The sequence below is a fragment of the Paenibacillus sp. FSL F4-0125 genome (assembly GCF_038008565.1).
In the GTDB taxonomy this organism is placed as follows: Bacteria; Bacillota; Bacilli; order Paenibacillales; family Paenibacillaceae; genus Paenibacillus_AQ.
Genome location: NZ_JBBOZJ010000001.1, coordinates 2,949,828 through 2,969,271, shown reverse-complemented (window position 1 = coordinate 2,969,271; position 19,444 = coordinate 2,949,828). Strand labels below are relative to the sequence as shown.

Here is a 19,444-nt window from a genome sequence, read left to right as displayed (position 1 = left end):
CGTTATTCCTCCTTATGCTCGTGGATTAGTCTTAGAACATCCTCTATTTCGGTGTCGCTTAATTTCCGACTTTTTGTAAAAGCAGCCAAAAATTTGGGTAACGAACCGCCAAAGGTTTCCTGTACGAACTCCTTACTCTGCTCCGCATAAAAGTCATCCTTTTTGATAAGAGAACCTACAATACCATTGTCATTAATAAAAATCTCTTTTGCTTCAAGTCGTTTTAACATTGTGTATGTCGTTGATTTCTTCCAGTTCAGCTCGGATTCACATAACTTCACCAAATTCCCTGACGGGATCGGTTCATGCTTCCAAATTAATTCCGCAAATTTTCCTTCCATTTCGGTCAGCCTGAGATCCTTCATCCATACTCCTCCTGCTGGTCTACAACTTCTAGACCTCCCGTTTGGAAATAGTTTACAACCTGTAGATTTTTTTGTCTATAAAAGATTTTTCAGTACAACAAAAAGACCATGTCTTTGCAAACATCGCCTCTTTGATTTTTTTAAATTGTAAAACACAGATAAATCACGGAACAATAGTCCGCTTTCTTCTAGTCGGTTAAGCTCCTCTTCTACATCAGTTACAACATGACTTTCTCCCTCATGGGCTGTATTGATTAACCAAGGCTGTCCCTGTTTTAGAAAACAAAGGTCATCGGGCAGCCTGGTCTGCACCCATGAGTATAAGCTGGTGGAATAGGATAGTAGAAAATCAACCGCCTCAGGAGAACAATGAAAAAAATAAATATCTGCATAATGTCCCATAAGCCGAGTCCCCGGCCAATAATCATCTTTAATGATCTTTTTGAGAAAAGGTTGAAGCAGTTCCAGTAGTTCATATCCTTCTGGCTCTAACTCCATCTGATCACGTTTAACCAAAATAAATTCATCACACACTTCCATAGCAATCTGTATCAATGTCTTGTAGGTCTGACCCGTTGGTTCCTGCAAAATAGTATTTATTATAAGGTCCGCCCTCCTACTTATTTGTATTATTTAGATACTCCTGATGCATCCTTCCCCAGCCGCACATGCTATCCAAAACAGTAATCAGCGATTTGCCATGTTCTGAAATACTGTACTCCACTCTCAGTGGAAGCTCATGAAAACTAACTCGATCGATAAGTTGATCCTCTTCAAGCTCCCTGAGTTGCTTAGTTAATGTTCCCTGTGAGACTGCTGGGATGATTCTCCTTAGTTCACCAAATCGTTTCGTGCCATCTATCAATAAAATAAACAAAATAAGCGGCTTCCACTTTCCACCGATCTTTTCAAGCGTTGTTAGCACTCCGGTCAATCTCGGTTCCAGCAAATCCATGTGATCCCCTCTTTCGATAGCCATATGCTGTGTTTTCTAATCAGCTAGTACGAACAATCGTACCTAGTACGAAAAAAGTGCGTACTGTGCAGATTCTCTTTTATATCTAATAATAAAAAACAGAAATAATAAGTCCATTTCACTATGAACGGAGAAGATACACATGTCTACTATTTCATTAAAAAATCAACGCGTAGTCATCATCGGTGGAAGTTCGGGGATCGGTCTAGCTACCGCCAAACAAGCTGTTGACCAAGGTGCAAAGGTCATTATCGCCGGTCGTTCTCAAGATAAACTAGCTAAAGCTCAACAATTTCTAGGGCTCGAATCTACCGAAATTCATTCGCTTGATAATCAAAATGAAGAAGACTTAAAGTCTTTTTTCGAAAAAATCGGCAACTTCGATCATTTGTTTACTCCGGGCGCCTCCTATGTTAGAGGACCCATTACTTCAAGCTTAGAGATTGCTCATAGCTGCTTTAATGCAAAGTTCTGGCCTCAATATAATGCTGTGAAATACGCGATCCCATATATTAATCCTAAAGGCTCCATTGTTCTGATGTCTGGCGCATTCAGTCAACGACCACTTGCAGACGGTGCATCTTATGCAGCTTGTAACGGCGCGATTGAGAGTCTGGGTAAAGCATTGGCAGTAGAATTAGCTCCGATTCGGGTAAATGTCATTTCCCCAGGGACCATTCATACCAACTTTAATTGGGAAGGTGCAGAGCAGGAAACTAGAGATAAAGCTTACGATGAATATACGAATATGAATATCCTTGGCAGGGTTGGCCATGCCGACGAAGCAGCACATACAACCATTTATTTGATGACAAATAACTATACTACGGGAAGCACCCTATTTCCGGATGGTGGGTATATTTTGCGATAAAAATAGCTGACTCAATAAGTAGGAAATGCTACTTATTGAGTCAGCTCCTTTTAGTTTAAAGAATTAGAGAGAAATCCCTTGATTATCAGCCGGGGAATCCGCTTCCCTTAGTTAGGATGATAGGAAATTCAAATATGAATTTCTATGACTACTTCGTATTAAAGATTATAAGAATTACATCCTCCTGAATCTCCTTAATTTTATATATACCGATTTTTTCAGCGGCCCTCACTAGCGCTGTGATATATTCAGGAGTTGAATTAATTTTTCGAGCTGAAGCCTTTAGGTTAATGGAGAACTCATTCCCGTTCTCGTCAACATCAAGAGATTTCACATAAACTTTAAATACCTTTACATAATGCTCATAGTTAACCAAATGTTCTTCAATAACACCTTGAAATGAAACATTAACTTTCAAGGATTCCGGTTTCAGGAAGCTCACCTTACCTGCCATATCTATCTGCCCCGCTTCAGGATTCAACACTTCATATCCAACTCCGTCAAGGATTGTATAATCCATCCCATTATCCATAGTGGCTATTAAATTAAGGCGCACATCGAGTGCTTCCGGTGAGAGTAATGTCAGATAGTCGCTTACTTCAAGCTTGCTCTTTTGTACAGCCTCTTTCCCGGCGAACATAATCAATGGACTATGTACACGTCTATTCCATGACTTCTCTTCATGTGTACCCAGAGGGTCCATCTGAAAGAATAGGTCCTTGCCTAATACAAATCCCTTCGACTTTAATACATTCACAAGCGGATCAATTGGCATTCCTTCGGTTACACCCATGTCGAGCCAAATCTTCAATGCAGGCTTCCCTGTCTCTTTCGCCAGCTCATCCAATATACGCCCATTGCTTACCCAAGTGGCAGGGGATAAAGCCCCTATCGCTGAGAAGGTCTCCGGATGTTGATAACCCATCCACAATGCCTGAATAGCACCGAATGACGATCCCATAATCATACGGTGATCCCGATCGGGAATGGTCCGATAAGCATCGTCGACATAAGGAATAACTGTATTGATAAAATATTGGGTAAATTTCTCTGCACTCGTTCCATCCGAAGGAATAGACTCATCCGGAAATGGAACATACTCCATTCCCCGTTCTGATCCATCACTTGAAGCGACTCCTATCACGATAACCTTCTCCATAGTTCCATCAGCAACGAGCTGATCAATGATCTCCTCAACTCTCCATTCTTTGCCTAAAGAGCTGGTATTTGTATTAAAAACATTCTGCCCATCGTGCATATACACAACGGGATAACGCTCGCTGTTAGTTTCATATCCTGCAGGCAAATAAACAAATATTCTCCGCTCACCTATATTTTCGATGTGCACGGTACCTTTTGCCACCTCCACACTGGTTGGGCTATCCGATGCATTAGAAGTATTGCTTATCGTTGGAGTGGGGTTTGGTGAAGTAGCAACTTTTTCATTTACATTTTCGTTACCGGAACATCCCGAAAGCGCTAACAAAAATAATACAGCAAGTCCCCAAAAGCTCCATTTAAATAATCCACTTGAATGCATAGAACCCCTCCTGATTATTGTTCAAACGTTTTCACACTTCTCATTATACAGGATTTATATGGGATTATGAACATTTTTTCACAAGTGGATTGTTCACTTAGGAGTAGTATACTTTCTCAACTTTATATAAAGTTTGCTCGATCGTTGGGCAGAGATTCGCATCTACTTTATAAAACTTAACTCGAAAGTATAAGCTTTTCAAAAAGTTCTTTATATTATTTTTTTGCCTAAAGGCAGGAAGAAATTCTGAATTTTTCTCCACTTCACCAAAACTTTGAATCCATTGCTCTACATAAGTTTGACTAAGTATTTTTCTATTTAGCACACTAATTATGGATCTTACCATTCTCTCATCTTCCCCATCAGAGTATATTCGATCTGTTATGGTCACTTTATCGTAAACCAAATCGAGGATCGTTAAGAGGTCATTTTCATCCAGTTCGGAACATTGAGCCAAATCATCTAAAGCATCTGCTCCATGAGCTATGGCATGAGCCCAGCCTTTTTCTTCGTCATACCCACGGTAATCTCGTTCTTTTTGTACATTGTAAAATACCTTATCTTTTATCTGATGAATTTGCTCTCTTGAGAGAAATGGCGATTCTTTATGCCTCATGAAAAGGAGGGGTATGACTAGCATAGAGAAAGAACGAGTGAAGACCGAGTCTGTATTTATTTCGCCAAGCTTAAAAAGCAAATGGTTGTTATCCAAAATAACGGGCAGTAGTTGTTCTAGTTCGTTTTCAGTAAGAGAATTTCCAGGAATCCAGTATGATAAGGTTGTATAAATTAGCTCATCACGTAGCTCTGCATCCACAGAACCGATGTTATGTATCATTTCTTGTATCAACTGGAATGTATCGGGAGGTGCTTGGTAGTCATTTTCTTTTATTAATATCAACTTTTCTTTTAAATTCATTTTACACACTCCTACTAGAAATTTTCCGTATGCAGCGTAATAACATTAGTTTGTAAAATGTCACACTATCCTTTCGGATTGTTGGCACTTAACATGATACTATATATAGTATTAATGGCACACTTTTATTATTAAGCGACACCCTTTCTACATTTTAGAATAGCCTATTCAATAACCAACCAAAGGTGGTACGAAAATGAACCAGAAACTAGAAAAAACAGATTCTAAGCATCGTGTACTCCCCTTTAAAGGCGTCCTCAATTTCCGAGATATGGGCGGATACACCACCTCGGATGGCCGAAAAGTCAAATACGGCTTATTTTTTCGATCAGCCGAATTAACAGGAATGACCGATCAAGATATAAAGCTCTTTAAATCACTTGGAATTAAGACCATATTTGATTATCGAGGGATAGAAGAGGTTCGTTTAAAGCCAGATCCAGTCATTCCAGGAGTTAATAACATTTGTGTACCTGCGCTAAAGCAAGAGGTTCCTGGAGACATGAGAGATGTGGTTCGTTCTGGATTCCTTGAACATTTTACGACAGACTTCTTGGTTAATATGTATTTGGATATGGCCTTTAATAACCCTTCCTTTAAGCGACTTATGGCAACCATTATGCTTCCAGATGAATTTAGTATCCTGCATCATTGTGCCGGTGGAAGAGATCGTACTGGCGTTGGATCAGCATTCATCTTCCTAGCACTCGGAGTTCCGAGAGAGACGATTATTGAAGACTATTTGCTCTCCAATCAGACACTCGGTCCTATGAATGAACAAATAAAAAAGCAAGCCTCACAACATCTATCACCGAAAGAAGTAGATACTGTTATGGCTGCGCTTATATTACGCAGAGAATTCATGGAAGCCATTTTCTCTGCCATCGACGCGCGATATAAAAGTGTAGAGGTTTTTCTCGTACAGGAATTTGGCATGACTGCAGACAAGCGCAAGCAGCTACAAGCCTACTGTTTAGAAGCTTAATAACTTGTTGAGCGATGAACTAATTCATTAAGATAGGGATAGTAAATATAAAAAGCGTAGCTCTTGAAGAGCTACGCTTCTTTCCGTTTAATACTGACGTTCTTCCTCGTAAGATACAAACAACATTCTGCGCTGTACATCCATCAACGACTTAATCACCCATGTTGCGATCACGGCAACAACGAGTCCCGCTACAACATAAGAAATGTACTGCTGAGATAATGTCCAGTCGATATTAAATAAGGCAAACACACTGTTCTCCAAAATGTTCAAATCCATCGTTTGCAGGAAAATCTGATGAAGCACAGGTAGTGTAATTAGACCAAGCGCAGCTGCTACCACCGTTATCGTTAATGAAAAGAAGATAATACTGGATACAAACCGTCCCATAATTAGCATGATGTTACGCGCGAATTTTGCACCATCAAAACCTAACTTCATTCGTTGCAAGAAGCCTGCTCCTTCTTGCTTCATATCCGTTCTAAGCTCTTCATTCGGTCTAGGAATATCCAGCAATGATCTTACTAACTCTTGCTCAAATCGTACGATGTAATCCAATCCTTTGGCTACTGCAAAAAATAAAGGAATACCGATGAAAATGGGGGTTAATCCGATGGATAACGCTAACCCTGTCACCATAAATACGAAATATACTATCGTAATCGGTAATGAGATTATAAAATACAAAATACTCCGATAGGTCTTGGGACTTGATCTACGTTTGCCGGGTTTAGATTGTGATTTCGCTTCTGCTGGAATCTGCATGGAATCTAACGCTCCCATCGGCATTGTGTACAACTTATCGTTCATTTCTTATGTCCTTCCTCTCACGTTATCAATTAATCTCATTATACGTGAGAAAGAGAAGGCTAAAAACAGTCTTAGGACCGGAGTCTTACCAGACTAAAGGCTAGGATGGATTTAGACTGCAACAGCTACAAACCAAGCTTATTCCCCTTCTCCAGCCGCACGATCTGCTGTTCACCGCTGTCTGCCAGCTCTCTGAACTGGTTAATGGTTTCACGCATTTTAGGAAGAGCTTCCTGCTTATACGTACTTATCGAATCTAAAGCAGACAGCACATCTGTGAAGGCTTGTTTTAAAGTATCTACAGAAATACTTGATTCAAGGGATTGCTTATGGATCGCCGCCCCCTGATCTTTTAACATTTTTGAGGTACCGCTTATTAGTGTATTGGTCGTTTGATTTAGGAGTTCAATCTTTTTCAATACGATTTGTTGATTGTAGAGTGCACTTGCCACCGTAACAGAGATTTTCAGGGCTGAAACCGTAACATTTCTAGCTCTGTCCACCCCCCTGATCAGCTCTTTATTATTTCGTATGACCACTTCAATCGCCATAATTCCCTGCTGATTCACAACCAGCATCTGTTGTAAATCCATCACACGCTGCCGTAGAGGAAATAGTACCTCCTCCGTTATGAACTTTACTCTTTCTTCGGACTCATTACGTAGCTTAGCTGCTTCCAGTTGAGATTCGATCTCCTGATCCATCAGCATTCCTAGTTGAATCTCTTTTTGTAGCTTCTTAGTAAGCTCCCTAAGCGATTGCTGCTCGAACTCTAACGTAGTGTTATCGTTTTTCAATACGGTTTTGCCTTTATCTAAAGAAATGATAATATCTGAGATTACAGCATCTGCTTTTTGATACTTCGCAAAATAACTCCGCAATGGGTTAAAAAACTTCCCTAACAGACCGCTTTTAGCAAAGTCCACTGCGCTTGGGTCTAAATCTTTTAACTGGAGGTTCAGCTCCGTTAATCCTTTAGCCACTTGCCCGCCTTCATCCCCTGTTTTCGATAAATTCCCTACAGATACTTGCAAAAGAGAGTTCTTGTCTGAAGACGATCTCATGGTGCTCATCCCGAAGCTGTCTATGGATTGCAGCACTTCTTTTCGCTTCTCCAAGGATTCTAAATCCAGCTCCAAGATCGTCGAGACATTGGTTATTGCCATTTCCTTCAATTGCGTTACTTCCTGTGGCTCAGGTTTAACCTGTTCTTCAATCGCTGATTTCAATTTCTCCGGACTTACCACTTCCATCGTAAAAGACATAGAACCCCTCCTAACAAGTTTAGCTTACATTTGGACATTGAGCAGATTACCGATTTTATAGACTACATCGTCTGTATCCGCATTGATGTTAGCCGCTTCATTAATACTTGAAATGCTCTCCAGCGCTTTAATATTCGCGTTGTAGCCAATAGTGTAAATCGGAATTTTATAGGTTTCAATTAAACCCCTGATATCATTCAGTGAATGACCTTCATTGGTCTCCCCATCACTTAATACAAAGATCAAAGGTTTGATTTCCGGATTTATCTTCATTTCGTCTTGAAGCATTTTGAGTGCCACTACAATTCCGTCAAAAGTCGCTGTACCCCCATTCGCCTGAAGACTATCTATCGCCCCAACAAACATCGACTGCTGATTCGTGTCGTATTTGCCAATTGGAAGATTTATCGTAACGTTGTCGGAGTAGGAAACAAAACCAATACTATTATCCTTGCCCAAGTACTTCTGTCCCGTTAATAATGATTGTTTTAGGCGATTTAAAGGCTCCCCGTTCATACTACCTGAGACATCAGCTACAAATACTGCCGCAATGGGTTTATTGCCGTTTTTCTTCTCCTTCCACAGCTTTTGTGCCGAGGATAAAAGACTGCCATCCACTGGATTAACCTCTGAATGATAGTCATTCAGTCCGTTAAAACCTTTTTCCTCACCCAAACGCTGATATTTATCCTGTTCTACAAACTCTGCAAATTTCTTAATAATGTCCAGCTTCTCTTGTGGTAGATCACCTAATGCGTAAAGCGGACTATCATGTCTTACACCAAAAGGAGTAAATACATAGCTGCCCTTTAGTTCGGGAGCATTTGCATAAATTTGGTACTCTAACACAAAAGCATCCAGCTTCCCAGTTTTAGCCGCATCACGCATTTGTAAAGTAGTTGATGCGATAAAAGGAACATTCGCTTGGAATTTCTCAAAGCCCTGAACCGCTTGCTCTCCAAGCAAATCAGAGCTGTCAAACGTCCCAAGTGCAGTCACAAGAAAGTTCAACCCTGTTGAACTGGCAAATGGATCTGTGTAACCCATAGACAATTCATTATTCGCTATCGCATCTGTAATCGTCTTGACGTTTAAAGAACCGTACTTCTCGACTAACTCATCATATTTCGTTTTATTCGTAACAATGCCGGCTACATTGCCAATCAGACGATTGGTTATAAGCTGTGTATTTATCCCGTTCGCTTTTACCATCTCGCCCCATAACTCATTGGATGGTGTAAACGCATCAGGTATATACTTTCCAGACCTTATGTAATCCGTCGCTGTGCCTGAAGCTATATTGCGAATCTTAACTGAAACAGGTATCCCATTCAGCTCTACATTGGCATTATTAAAATCTGTCGCCACTTCATTAAGCCATCCATCATTACCCGTTCCTGATTTCTCTGTCGATGAAAAAATTTCAACGAAGCTATCCGTTGTATTGGTCACTGATATAGGAAATTTAGAAATATCCGGCAAGGAGTCGCCAATAGCTACAGGATCAAGATCGATTTGTCCTTTGACCTGCTCCGCGGTATTCACATTAATTTTTTTATAAAGTTTATCCAGCTGTTTACCTGCATCTTCCGATGAGACCTCACTAGTGGTTTTACCTAAATTAGTTGTTAAGGTAATTCCAAAGTATACAAGTGCAAAAACGACCACTGTTATAACCCCGAGTACTACAAAAGTTCTCCCTTTCCTAGCCATTCGCATCTTCCTTTCATTGCTTATAGAATTTCGTCTGCTTGATCAATTCATCGATCTCCTTCATACAAGGCATATCTTCAACATCTTTATAATTCGTGCTGTCTAGTAGCGATATTTCGAGTAGCAGTTGATCTAATTTCAGCAAAATTTCCTCGTTTGCTCCGAGATACCCGGTCACATAAGCCAAATACTCATTGTACAGAGCCGTTTTTTTCTGCACCAGTTTATCTGAGAACTGCGCAGGTCTCTGTTGACTGGCAAAAAGAGAGAATTCCGAAGCGTCAAATACACTCAACTTATTAAGGATCCCTCGGATATTCAAATAGAAGAGCTTCTCTACTTCAAAACTAACCGCATTAAACTTCTTGAAGCTTAACTCCGATTGCTCAAATCGTTGACTAAGAACATCCACTAACGTATTTTTCTTCTTCTCTAATCGGGTTAGTTGATCCAAAGCAAGAGTAATATCCTTCTTCAGCACCTTTACATTTCTGTATTGTGTGAGCGCTGATATGTAGTCCTCATGCGTCTGTATCTCTTTGACAGGTGGAACCAGCGAAGGTTTAAAAAGCAAACTATAACTTCCATAAAGAACAACAAGTAGACTGATTACTACTAATGTCACACCGGAGGCTGTCTCAAAGACACTTACTCCGCCGATTTCTACCCCTAAAAGTCCTGGAGACAATACAAAAATATTCAAGAACACCACGCCAACGATAAGCCCTAATAGCTTTGCGGATCTCGCAACGTTCAACAAACACACCTCCCTAACTGATCCGGTAACTTTTTCCATTGCTTTCTTCATTTTATCAGAAAATAACGGATCAAACTCCTTTTTATTACAAAAATACTAATTATCCACGGGTTATCTCTGGACCCTCGTTGATTCACTTCTATATATATGGAAATATTTCTGTGATTACGTCCATAATCACAAAAAAACCTTAACAGGCCTAAAGCCCATTAAGGTTATTAAACTCAATTTATACCCAAGCGTCATTCGAATATCCACGTTGCTCCCAATAGCCTGTATGCTCTCCTTCGATCAGTTCAATCCGGTTCAGCCATTTCACTGATTTGTAAGCGAACATTTTGGGGACAATTAGCCGAACCGGTCCACCGAGATCGCTTGGAATCGGTTTTCCATCATGCATAACCGCAACCATAACATCGTCCATATCCGCCTGATCCAGCGTAAGCGTATCTGTATATACCCCATCCCCGGAGTAGAATTTCACCGTCTTTGCAGTTGACTTCACCCCAGCCTGTTGTAGAAGCTCCTTTAGTTTAATGCCTTCCCAGGTATTCTTGTAGACGGACCAACCTGTTACGCAGTGAAAATCACTTACTTGAACCGTCCGCTGTAATTGAACGAATTGCTCCCAGTTCCACGTAAAGCTCTGCTCCACAAGACCATCTACCTTAAAGGACCAATTATCGTTCGTGAACTCCGGAATTGGAGTTACGGTATAAACACGGAATTGACCCTGTGACCCACCCCCAAGAGGTGGTGAGGATGCCGCCAGAGGCTGCGGTACTGGTAACAGCTGATTACGATCATTCTCGATTAAGTTATCGATCGTTTCGCTGCCGCCGATTTTTCCAATCGAGCTGCCTAACCATTTTACAAATGAGGGGCCGATTGTAAGAGCAAGTCCTACACCGATCGTCCCGCGAATGAACGCCCTACGCGTATAGACTGGTTGCGGGGTATCCTGAGAGGTAGAATCGGTACTCCCGATACTTTCACTCTTGATGGTCCGACGATTCGGCTCCTTTAGCCATTTCACACGAGTAAGCGAGTGATAGATAATATAAGGCAGTCCAACCCAGGTCAGTACATCATGAATGACCAAAGCAAGATTAGAGACTTGCGGTCCAACTCTACGGAACTGCCATAATAACACGCCGGACACGAACCAGCCAAGCAACAGAAAGAGTACGACAAGTACATTGAATCGCTGCCAAGGTTTCTCCTTTAACTGCTTCCAATGTTTACTTGCCAGCAGAAGATAATATATAACAGGAAGGATCGAGACGATACCTACCACGATGTGCAAGCCTTTAATCCATACCCTGCCTTCACCAAGGAACCCCCGCCAGAAACCGCCTACTAGCACAAGCCCCGTCAAAGCTAAAATTACGACGATCCAGCCGTTCCAGGTGTGAAGTGCCCGCAGTTTTTTCCCATACCCTTTACGTAACCGACCAAGCATACCGCTCATAACCTATCCTCCTCCTCATGTGAAAGATTCTGCACCAGATTTAATTTAGTCCAATAAGGTTAGAAAAGACTTTGACGCAGCAGAGAGTGGAACGCCTCGAAGGGTCGCAATTCCAATATTACGCTCTGGAAACGGTGGGTCTAAAGGGATTTCTACGAGTTCTCCACTCTTTAATTCTTCCGTAACATAATCACGAATAACAAAAGCAAGACCAAAGCCACGCAAAGCGAATTGAACAAGAAGATCCACACTGCCTAATTCAAACTCTGGTGTTATTGTCACATGATTGGAGGCTAGAAACCCATCTATATACTTTCTTGTGCTGCCACCTGGCTCTAGGAACAACAATGGGTACTGCTTGATATCTGAAAGCGGCATCGTCTTGTCTGCCAAATGACGAAAGCCTTTGCCACCTACAAGACAATCTTGAAGCCGTTTACTTTTACGAAATTCGATCTGTTTGTCAGATGCCGGTAAGCTAACGATGCCGAAATCAATTTTCCCTTCTTTTAGAAGCGCAAGGGTCTCCGGTGTTGTTCGATTCGTAATATGAATACGGACATTGGGGTATTGTTCGTGATATTGCTCCAGATAAGACAATAAGTAATATTTGCAGAGTGTATCACTTGCTCCAATATGAATCTCACCGCTATTTAAATTGTTCATTTCAGCAATCGCTCGCTCACCCATCTCCACATTCTGAAAGGCTTGTTCAATAAACCGAAGCAGTACTTTGCCTTCTGTCGTTAGATCCACCCCTCTTGAGGTGCGAAAAAATAAGGAACCACCCATCTTTTCTTCCAATTGCTTAATCGTGTGACTCACCGCTGGTTGTGTGATATTCAGCCGTTCTGCTGCCGCAGTTAAGCTGCCTGTTTGTGCTACCCAATAAAAAGAACGATACCATTCCAAGTTGATGTCCATCCCCAAGTCATTACCTCACCTTATAATAGATATAACATATATCAATTTTTCTAATGTTCTATCTAGCATTATACTTAGACCTGTAGGCAATCACAAGCTTGGGAGGTAATCGCGTGACCGTAATCGCAATTGTAGGAGCTAACTGGGGAGATGAAGGCAAAGGAAAAATGACGGATGTCCTAGCCGCTCAATCCTCCTATGTAGTTCGTTTTCAAGGTGGAAGTAATGCTGGTCATACTATCATTAACCAGTACGGAAAATTCTCACTCCATATGCTGCCCTCTGGTGTATTTAACCCTTCAGTAATAAACATTATTGGACCAGGAACAGCTCTTGATACTGAAGTATTAATAAAGGAATTACAAGCATTAGCAGAAAGAGGAGTTCCAAAGCCGAAGTTATACGTATCTGAACGTGCTCAAATCGTGCTCTCGGTTCATCGTTTATTTGATGAGCTGGAAGAGGAACGTCTGGGATCACAAGGGTTTGGTTCAACCAAGCGAGGAATAGCGCCATTCTACGCGGATAAATATGCGAAGCTCGGCATACAGGTTGCGGATCTATTTAATCCAGCTCAACTGGAGAAACGTCTTAATCAATTACTTGCTTCAAAAAATGTATTACTGGAGCATTTATATAAGAAAGCCCCTATCCAAGTCTCGGAATTACTGGCTCAGTTGCAAAAGGAAGCTGCGCAATTGGCACCCTACGTTGCCAATACAACAGAAATACTGCAAGAAGCTTATACGAAAGGAGAAACAATTCTACTTGAAGGGCAATTAGGCGCTCTGCGTGATCCTGATCACGGTATATATCCTTATTTCACCTCTTCATCGACACTTGCCGGTTACGCACCTGTCGGAGCAGGTCTTCCTGCGGCTGCCATCACGAATGTCATTGCTGTAACGAAGGCCTATTCCAGCTGTGTAGGCGCCGGACCTTTTGTATCTGAACTGGAAGGTCCAGTAGCGGATGAACTTCGCACACGAGGTGGCGATGCTGGGGAATTTGGAGCAACGACCGGTCGTCCTAGACGTATGGGCTGGTTTGATGCCGTAGCTACGCGCTATGGATGCTTGATGCAAGGTGCAACAGAGGTTGTGTTGACCAATCTGGATGTTCTTGGTTATTTAGATGAGATTCCGGTTTGCGTTGCTTATGAGCTTGAAAATGGAGAAATCACCGACAAGTTTCTAGCCACAAATAAGCTTTACACAGCAAAACCGATAGTAACGCATTTATCAGGTTGGAACTGCGATATTTCACATATCACTAACTTCGATGGGCTGCCGGAGCAAGCAAAAAGTTACGTAGACTTTATTGAAACGTCTATTGGAATACGTATTTCTACAGTTTCTGTAGGTCCTAGACGTGATCAGGTCATTCATCGTACGCTGAAATAATCTTATCACAAGCCTAAACGCCTTCGGTGTCCTTATAAGGCCGGTACTTTTATATATTTTTAAAATAAGGATGCCTAGTTGTACCTACATGCAATATGCATATAGCTGCAACTAGGCATCCTTGCGTTACTCTTTTACACCAACACTGCATCCACTTTCGTCTGTGGCGCCTTGTCACAACGCTTACAAACCTTAACAACTGTTCCATCCGTTTTTCTTTTCGGATAAAGCAGCTTAATCCGTGTGCTCTGACAGACCGGACAAGTGCCTCTTCCTCTGGATGGTAAACTCCATAGTGCATGTCCGCGTTTGGACTTTGCCATGAATGAACCCCTCATTTCGGTCAACAATAGTCAACACTTCATTCTGAAAGTGCTTCTTTCAAAAGATATGCTGCAAGGACAGGTTGTATGATTAATGACATTCAAAAGTTCCTGTAGAATATAAAAAAGACGTCTTCTAGTAAGAAGACGTCCTTTTGTTTAGAATCGGATAATTAAAGATAACTTAATTTGTGTAAATCATAGAGACAACACCATTTGTAAAGGTTACGTAATTATAATTTCTATATTGCCAAGTCTCAACTGTAATTCCACTGCCGGATAGACTTGATTTATCAATTGGAGTGCCCCAGCTTAATTCTACTTGCTGCTTCGTCATCCCTGTCGAAATTGTACCCGCCTTGATTTTGGCCCAAATCGCATTAGACCATTTATAGATTTTGGTAGGATCAGACGTAAAGAAATACTCTTTGTTTGCTAGAACGCGAGTGACCTGATCATATTCCATATCATAAGTCTCTACAACTTTACCTGATGCCAATTGAAAAGAAATCGCAAACTCATTATCGTCGTTCACTAGAATATCAACAATCGTTGCTTTTTGGAATTTATAGTCGGAGTCAAACTGGTTGAACCAATAAGTCTTTCCGATTAGCTTAGCGAGATCCCCTTGAGATTCTCTTTTAGCTATTTTTAACGTATTTTTCGTATACGCAAATAACTCCGCTTTACCGAAATTGATGTTCAAAGACTCATAATGAGCACCAAAGTCCAACACTGCTCCCAATGAAGTTTTTAAGAGGGTTGCAGGGAATACAGCTCCTCCATCCACGGTTTGCACTTTACCACTCATTTTCACTTTATTCCCATTCACCATAGCAATATCACTGCCTAGCTGAAGTTGGATAGGCAAATCTCCCAAACGAATGCTAAAGGTCTTAGTGGCTGTGTTAGTCTGAATAGTTGCACCCAAGCTCTTAAATGTGGATTGTACAGGCAAATACATCGTGCCACTGATTAATACACCTGTTTCGATGTCCTTATCAGCACTGATAGATACCTTTAACGTTTTGGAATTAGTTCCTGAACGTACGGTTACATTTGTTTCACCAACGGCTAATGCTTTCATTGAGCCATCTGGCAGCTTTTGCAATAAGTAAGGCTTCTCGATCACCATATCTGCTTGAGACAAAGGAACACGTTCGGATGAGCCATCTGGCCCTTTTGCAAAAATCTGCACTGGAACCTTATCTCCAACGGTCATATCCGTATAATCCATTTGAAAAATCAAATCGTCCGTGCTAGAACTCGACTGTTCGTTCACTACATTTGTGCTATTCGCATCTGCTGCCTTCGCTGTATGAATTGGACCATACATAGATACTGCTAGTACTGCTGCAATACTCCATTTAATAGCTTTCATTTTCCAAAATCCCCCTCTAGTAAATAAACCAATATTACTTTATCACAATTTCACTATTTTAGTAGATAAAAATGGAAGGTTGTTAAGCTTATATTTTTATAATGTGTAAATATTATGAAAAATAAAGGGAATCAGATGAATCTACAAGAAGTTACAGAGCAAGCATTACAGCGTCTACCATTTATAATCTTAAATTGGGAGTGATCATCAAAGATAACCATTAATAATCATTGTATATAAGCCACAAATCAAAGACTTAGACTAGGAGTGTTATATTCGTGGAAATAATATCCGACAGATTAATCTTAAGAGATTATACAAGTAATGATTCTTCCTTTTACGAAGAACTAGAACAGAATCCTTTATCCTACAAATATGAAAACACCGCACCTGATGCAAAACAAATTAAGGATGACTTCCATTCGATATTGTCTCAAGTAACCAGCGATCCACGGGGAAATTATGATCTCGCAATATGTACAAAGCTGGATATGAAGCCCATCGGTAATGTCAGTATAAAGTTAAACTGGGAAGATATCAGAGAATGGGAAATCGGCTGGGTCCTACTACCGGAATATTGGAAGATGGGATATGCAACTGAAGCAGTGAAGTCTTTGATAGATTACGCCTTTAAATACCTAAACGCACATAGAATTGTTGCTTATGCCAATGCAGAGAATCTTCAATCAGAGAAAGTAATGATTAGAGCGGGAATGATTAAGGACGGGGTTCTTAGGGAGACTAGATTCTGTAATCAACAATGGTGCAACGAGATTATCTATTCCTCTTTGGAGCAGGAGTGGGGTAATATCTAATGGTTAAAAACTAATTAGGGAAAAACTCCCTATAAAAAGTCGATATCCGCTGATAATGAATGAAATTAGGGAATTTTTCCCTATAAATTAGGCTAATTCCTTCGATTTTCAACAAATCAGAGGAATTTAGGGGAGGTTTTCCCTAATTATCAATCTACTGACCAATAATCTCATAATTTCAGGGAGAAATTCCCTAATTATTCAATTGGAGCTTCTCTTAGATCATCAATTGGGGCTTGATTTACAAGATAACAAGAAGAGAGCCGCTCCCAATTAGTACAAAAACTACTTTTGGAACGGCCTCTTTTCTCTTTACACTACCAACTCACGTATAACTTCAACCTCATCCCTGCTCACTTCAACGAACCCCAGAGATTCATACAAATTCGAAGCACGCTCGTTCTCAATTCGATGACCAATAACGATTTTGTCGCAGTGATGTTCGGCTTTTATATATCGAATCAAGGCATCCATTCCCGTTCTACCGAATCCTCTATTCTGATACTTCTGATCAATCATAAAAGCCATTACCCAATAACTTCCGTCCTCAGGATCAACACTATACACAGAGAAACCTATCAATTCTTCATCTGCATATAAAGCTAATGGAGTCATTCCGCAATAAGCCGATTCTGCCAACCAATAAACAACAGGTACAGGAAAAACCGTCTTTTGCTCATTGGAAACCTCTAATTGAGTACAGGCATACCAGTTATTCTCATGGATTGTCTTCAGCTCGACATGAGGATGAAAGCCATCCCGAATACGATCACAGACGCCTTCCAATTTAGATTTAAGCTGTAGTGCCCATTCAGGGCTAGTAGAAACGTCAAACGCCTCTAAACTCCGAAGCAACCTGGCGAATCCATATAAGTCAGAGAACCTTTGAAATTCTGGTAATAGCTTGACATATTCATCATCTAAATGTTTTACGGATCTATAACCACTAACAAAAAAATCGATGTTCCTCTTGCTCTCCTCATCATTCTGCTTGGATAGATCTCTTAAGGCTGAAGAGATATCCATCGCAAACCAGTGATACATAGAGTCATCGAAGTCAATCGCATTAAAACGTGATTTTTCTTTCATATAAAAAATATTGTCTGTCTCAAAGTCAAAATGGATGAGTCCCGTATGTCCTACGCCAAAAGAGAGCTTACTTAGCCACGCTTCAATTCGCTCATATTCCTTAAGCGCTTTAAACTCCTCAGGGTGTCTTTTTAAAACAGATAAAATAAACTGAAGTGAATCAACCCAACTTTTACGCGAGGGCGTGCTCGGAGCATAAGTTTCGGATAGATGATGCAATCGCGCGAGTGTTTGACCCCAATGTTGGAACTGCAGCTCCGACATCTCTTCAAGCGGAACATAATCCCCTGCGGCTTGTTCAAAAACAACCCCGTGATATCTACCATTTTCAGTTAAAAGAGTCTCTATCCAATTCCCTTGCTTGGAGCGTACTGGTGATACAGTATCATAGCCCTGGTCCAATAAGTACATCATAAAATCTAGTTCTGCCTGGATATTCTCAGCAGTATTATCTTCTTCGTGAGTAAACCTTAAATAATATTGCTTATTATTCGATTGAAACGTATAAATAAAATTGCTGCTAGCCCTTACAAACTTCATAGATCCAAGCTCATGATTCCAATACTTGATCATTTCATTGGCAGGTAGATCGTTCTCTGTTCCCCGTACCATGTTCATTAACGTCATCATTTCCGATAGTGCCTCCCGTAGTCATTGAGAGGTGTTCTTCCCTTACGAATACTGACCTCTCTCGGACTTCATTGTGGTGTTGTTCGTACTCAAACATCATCACTCCTTATAAACGGATTAGGGACTCCAGAAAGATTTGACCTTCATTCTCATCCCCTTTAACATTATCGGTAAATTATTCTATTTAATCAAGAGATTTAGATAAAGCCTTCATTACCAGAAGGAAGGGGAGGTCCCCCGTACTCCCAGATCTGTAATGCCGCACCGATCATTCCACAGAAATTGCCACGATAAGCCGCTTCAATTCGAATGCCTTCCAACATCGAGGGCATCGTTCTCGTTGCTACTTCTCTTCTTATTCCTTCGAATAATATCTCCCCTGCTTCAGCCACTCCACCACCAATAACAATAACCTTAGGGTTAAAAATATGAATAAAAGAAGCGATAGCAGATCCAAGTGCTGCGATTGTTTCTTCCATTACTTCTGTAGCTAGAGGGTCTCCTTCTCTCCATCTCGCGATCACGTCCCGCGAGTCTAAGTTATCCAGTGGCAGATTGTTTAAAGTTAGTTGTTCCCGCATCCGACGAGCAATGCTTGTACCCGAAGCATAATTTTCTAAACAACCTCTCCCGCCACAAACGCATGCCGGTCCTTTGAAATCTACAGACATATGGCCTAACTCTCCGCCCCCACCCCAAGAACCATGGACAAGGTGACCCTCTACAACAATTGCCCCACCAACACCCGTTCCAAGTGCAAGACAAATAAAGTCTTCTACACCTATACAAGCGCCTAAATATTTCTCGCTTAATGCTAGTACATTCACGTCGTTATCAACGATCACTGGAACCTGGAACTGAGTCTGAAGCACCGCTTTCAAAGCTGTCCCAGCATACCCAGGAATAAGCTCTGAGGCCGAGCGAATACTCCCTTCCTCCCAAGCGACTTGTCCTGCCGTTCCTACGCCAATCCCCTTAATCTTTACCCCTGAATGGATCGCTGTAACTTCATTCATTAACTTTTGAATAGCCTGAATAGCTCGGTCCACGGTCTTCGTGAACCCAGCCATTGTGCTCAGACTTACAGTATGTACTACGTACCCATATGATGTAACGAGCCCAGCATTAATTTTCGTTCCCCCGATATCTACTCCAACAACATATTCCATATGAGGATCATAACCTTCTGACACGGACTCGCCTCCTT

Annotated in this window: 19 protein-coding genes; 4 read left to right on the top strand and 15 right to left on the bottom strand. The window is 41.1% G+C overall.

Annotated features, from left to right (window positions below; translation table 11 throughout):
* Positions 1-2 precede the first annotated feature (2 nt).
* The 3 genes from NST74_RS12875 to NST74_RS12865 form a co-directional block, all read right to left on the bottom strand.
* A complete protein-coding gene (locus NST74_RS12875; RefSeq protein ID WP_042127103.1) occupies positions 3-365 on the bottom strand; it encodes a BlaI/MecI/CopY family transcriptional regulator in 363 nt (120 codons plus the stop codon).
* 75 nt (positions 366-440) lie between these two features.
* Entirely contained in the window at positions 441-953 is a 513-nt protein-coding gene (locus NST74_RS12870) for a hypothetical protein (protein ID WP_341112383.1), read from the bottom strand.
* A gap of 28 nt (positions 954-981) precedes the next feature.
* On the bottom strand, positions 982-1,320 hold the full coding sequence (locus NST74_RS12865) for a winged helix-turn-helix transcriptional regulator (RefSeq protein ID WP_042127099.1): 339 nt from the start codon (positions 1,318-1,320) through the stop codon (positions 982-984).
* 163 nt (positions 1,321-1,483) lie between these two features.
* Between NST74_RS12865 and NST74_RS12860 the strand changes: the two genes are divergently transcribed.
* Entirely contained in the window at positions 1,484-2,212 is a 729-nt protein-coding gene (locus tag NST74_RS12860; RefSeq protein WP_341112382.1) for an SDR family oxidoreductase, read from the top strand.
* A gap of 148 nt (positions 2,213-2,360) precedes the next feature.
* Here the strand turns inward: NST74_RS12860 and NST74_RS12855 are convergent, their stop codons facing one another.
* Positions 2,361-3,752 (bottom strand): alpha/beta hydrolase, encoded by a 1,392-nt coding sequence (locus NST74_RS12855; RefSeq protein ID WP_341112381.1) that lies wholly within the window; start codon positions 3,750-3,752, stop codon positions 2,361-2,363.
* Between the two features lie 97 nt (positions 3,753-3,849).
* Positions 3,850-4,671, bottom strand: coding sequence for a DUF2785 domain-containing protein (locus NST74_RS12850; RefSeq protein WP_341112380.1), 822 nt, complete (start codon positions 4,669-4,671; stop codon positions 3,850-3,852).
* A 196-nt stretch (positions 4,672-4,867) separates the two neighbouring features.
* Here NST74_RS12850 and NST74_RS12845 point away from each other — a divergent pair, with 196 nt between their 5' ends.
* A complete protein-coding gene (locus tag NST74_RS12845) occupies positions 4,868-5,656 on the top strand; it encodes a tyrosine-protein phosphatase (RefSeq protein WP_341112379.1) in 789 nt (262 codons plus the stop codon).
* 87 nt (positions 5,657-5,743) lie between these two features.
* On the opposite strand, the gene NST74_RS12840 is transcribed toward NST74_RS12845, so the two are convergent.
* From NST74_RS12840 to NST74_RS12815, 6 genes are all read right to left on the bottom strand, one after another.
* Positions 5,744-6,466 carry a sensor domain-containing protein gene (locus NST74_RS12840; RefSeq protein ID WP_341112377.1) on the bottom strand — a complete coding sequence of 241 codons (723 nt, stop codon included), beginning with the start codon at positions 6,464-6,466 and terminating at the stop codon, positions 5,744-5,746.
* A 125-nt stretch (positions 6,467-6,591) separates the two neighbouring features.
* Positions 6,592-7,731, bottom strand: coding sequence for a toxic anion resistance protein (locus NST74_RS12835; protein ID WP_341112375.1), 1,140 nt, complete (start codon positions 7,729-7,731; stop codon positions 6,592-6,594).
* A 24-nt stretch (positions 7,732-7,755) separates the two neighbouring features.
* A complete protein-coding gene (locus NST74_RS12830) occupies positions 7,756-9,444 on the bottom strand; it encodes a vWA domain-containing protein (protein ID WP_341112374.1) in 1,689 nt (562 codons plus the stop codon).
* Positions 9,445-9,457: 13 nt separating this feature from the next.
* Complete coding sequence (locus tag NST74_RS12825; protein WP_341115882.1) at positions 9,458-10,210, bottom strand: hypothetical protein; 753 nt, start codon at positions 10,208-10,210, stop codon at positions 9,458-9,460.
* 220 nt (positions 10,211-10,430) lie between these two features.
* Positions 10,431-11,672 (bottom strand): molybdopterin-dependent oxidoreductase, encoded by a 1,242-nt coding sequence (locus NST74_RS12820; RefSeq protein WP_341112373.1) that lies wholly within the window; start codon positions 11,670-11,672, stop codon positions 10,431-10,433.
* A 45-nt stretch (positions 11,673-11,717) separates the two neighbouring features.
* Positions 11,718-12,596 carry a LysR family transcriptional regulator gene (locus NST74_RS12815; RefSeq protein WP_042132132.1) on the bottom strand — a complete coding sequence of 293 codons (879 nt, stop codon included), beginning with the start codon at positions 12,594-12,596 and terminating at the stop codon, positions 11,718-11,720.
* A 113-nt stretch (positions 12,597-12,709) separates the two neighbouring features.
* Here NST74_RS12815 and NST74_RS12810 point away from each other — a divergent pair, with 113 nt between their 5' ends.
* Positions 12,710-13,999, top strand: coding sequence for an adenylosuccinate synthase (locus NST74_RS12810; protein ID WP_341112372.1), 1,290 nt, complete (start codon positions 12,710-12,712; stop codon positions 13,997-13,999).
* Positions 14,000-14,133: 134 nt separating this feature from the next.
* Here the strand turns inward: NST74_RS12810 and NST74_RS12805 are convergent, their stop codons facing one another.
* Entirely contained in the window at positions 14,134-14,322 is a 189-nt protein-coding gene (locus NST74_RS12805) for a hypothetical protein (RefSeq protein WP_082650979.1), read from the bottom strand.
* A gap of 184 nt (positions 14,323-14,506) precedes the next feature.
* Positions 14,507-15,703 (bottom strand): copper amine oxidase N-terminal domain-containing protein, encoded by a 1,197-nt coding sequence (locus NST74_RS12800; protein WP_341112370.1) that lies wholly within the window; start codon positions 15,701-15,703, stop codon positions 14,507-14,509.
* A 278-nt stretch (positions 15,704-15,981) separates the two neighbouring features.
* Between NST74_RS12800 and NST74_RS12795 the strand changes: the two genes are divergently transcribed.
* Complete coding sequence (locus NST74_RS12795) at positions 15,982-16,518, top strand: GNAT family N-acetyltransferase (protein WP_341112368.1); 537 nt, start codon at positions 15,982-15,984, stop codon at positions 16,516-16,518.
* Between the two features lie 312 nt (positions 16,519-16,830).
* On the opposite strand, the gene NST74_RS12790 is transcribed toward NST74_RS12795, so the two are convergent.
* Both NST74_RS12790 and NST74_RS12785 read right to left on the bottom strand, forming a co-directional pair.
* Positions 16,831-18,237 (bottom strand): GNAT family N-acetyltransferase, encoded by a 1,407-nt coding sequence (locus NST74_RS12790; RefSeq protein ID WP_341112366.1) that lies wholly within the window; start codon positions 18,235-18,237, stop codon positions 16,831-16,833.
* Positions 18,238-18,434: 197 nt separating this feature from the next.
* A complete protein-coding gene (locus tag NST74_RS12785) occupies positions 18,435-19,430 on the bottom strand; it encodes an ROK family protein (RefSeq protein WP_341112365.1) in 996 nt (331 codons plus the stop codon).
* Positions 19,431-19,444: the final 14 nt, after the last annotated feature.

What these genes read in the sequence shown, in the direction of transcription:
- NST74_RS12855 (WP_341112381.1), bottom strand. Translation starts at nt 3,752, where the DNA reads ATGCATTCAAGTGGATTATTTAAATGGAGCTTTTGGGGACTTGCTGTA.
- NST74_RS12840 (WP_341112377.1), bottom strand. Translation starts at nt 6,466, where the DNA reads ATGAACGATAAGTTGTACACAATGCCGATGGGAGCGTTAGATTCCATG.
- NST74_RS12820 (WP_341112373.1), bottom strand. Translation starts at nt 11,672, where the DNA reads ATGAGCGGTATGCTTGGTCGGTTACGTAAAGGGTATGGGAAAAAACTG.
- NST74_RS12830 (WP_341112374.1), bottom strand. Translation starts at nt 9,444, where the DNA reads ATGGCTAGGAAAGGGAGAACTTTTGTAGTACTCGGGGTTATAACAGTG.
- NST74_RS12860 (WP_341112382.1), top strand. Translation starts at nt 1,484, where the DNA reads ATGTCTACTATTTCATTAAAAAATCAACGCGTAGTCATCATCGGTGGA.
- NST74_RS12850 (WP_341112380.1), bottom strand. Translation starts at nt 4,671, where the DNA reads ATGAATTTAAAAGAAAAGTTGATATTAATAAAAGAAAATGACTACCAA.
- NST74_RS12815 (WP_042132132.1), bottom strand. Translation starts at nt 12,596, where the DNA reads ATGGACATCAACTTGGAATGGTATCGTTCTTTTTATTGGGTAGCACAA.
- NST74_RS12790 (WP_341112366.1), bottom strand. Translation starts at nt 18,237, where the DNA reads ATGATGACGTTAATGAACATGGTACGGGGAACAGAGAACGATCTACCT.
- NST74_RS12845 (WP_341112379.1), top strand. Translation starts at nt 4,868, where the DNA reads ATGAACCAGAAACTAGAAAAAACAGATTCTAAGCATCGTGTACTCCCC.
- NST74_RS12875 (WP_042127103.1), bottom strand. Translation starts at nt 365, where the DNA reads ATGAAGGATCTCAGGCTGACCGAAATGGAAGGAAAATTTGCGGAATTA.
- NST74_RS12800 (WP_341112370.1), bottom strand. Translation starts at nt 15,703, where the DNA reads ATGAAAGCTATTAAATGGAGTATTGCAGCAGTACTAGCAGTATCTATG.
- NST74_RS12865 (WP_042127099.1), bottom strand. Translation starts at nt 1,320, where the DNA reads ATGGATTTGCTGGAACCGAGATTGACCGGAGTGCTAACAACGCTTGAA.
- NST74_RS12835 (WP_341112375.1), bottom strand. Translation starts at nt 7,731, where the DNA reads ATGTCTTTTACGATGGAAGTGGTAAGTCCGGAGAAATTGAAATCAGCG.
- NST74_RS12805 (WP_082650979.1), bottom strand. Translation starts at nt 14,322, where the DNA reads ATGGCAAAGTCCAAACGCGGACATGCACTATGGAGTTTACCATCCAGA.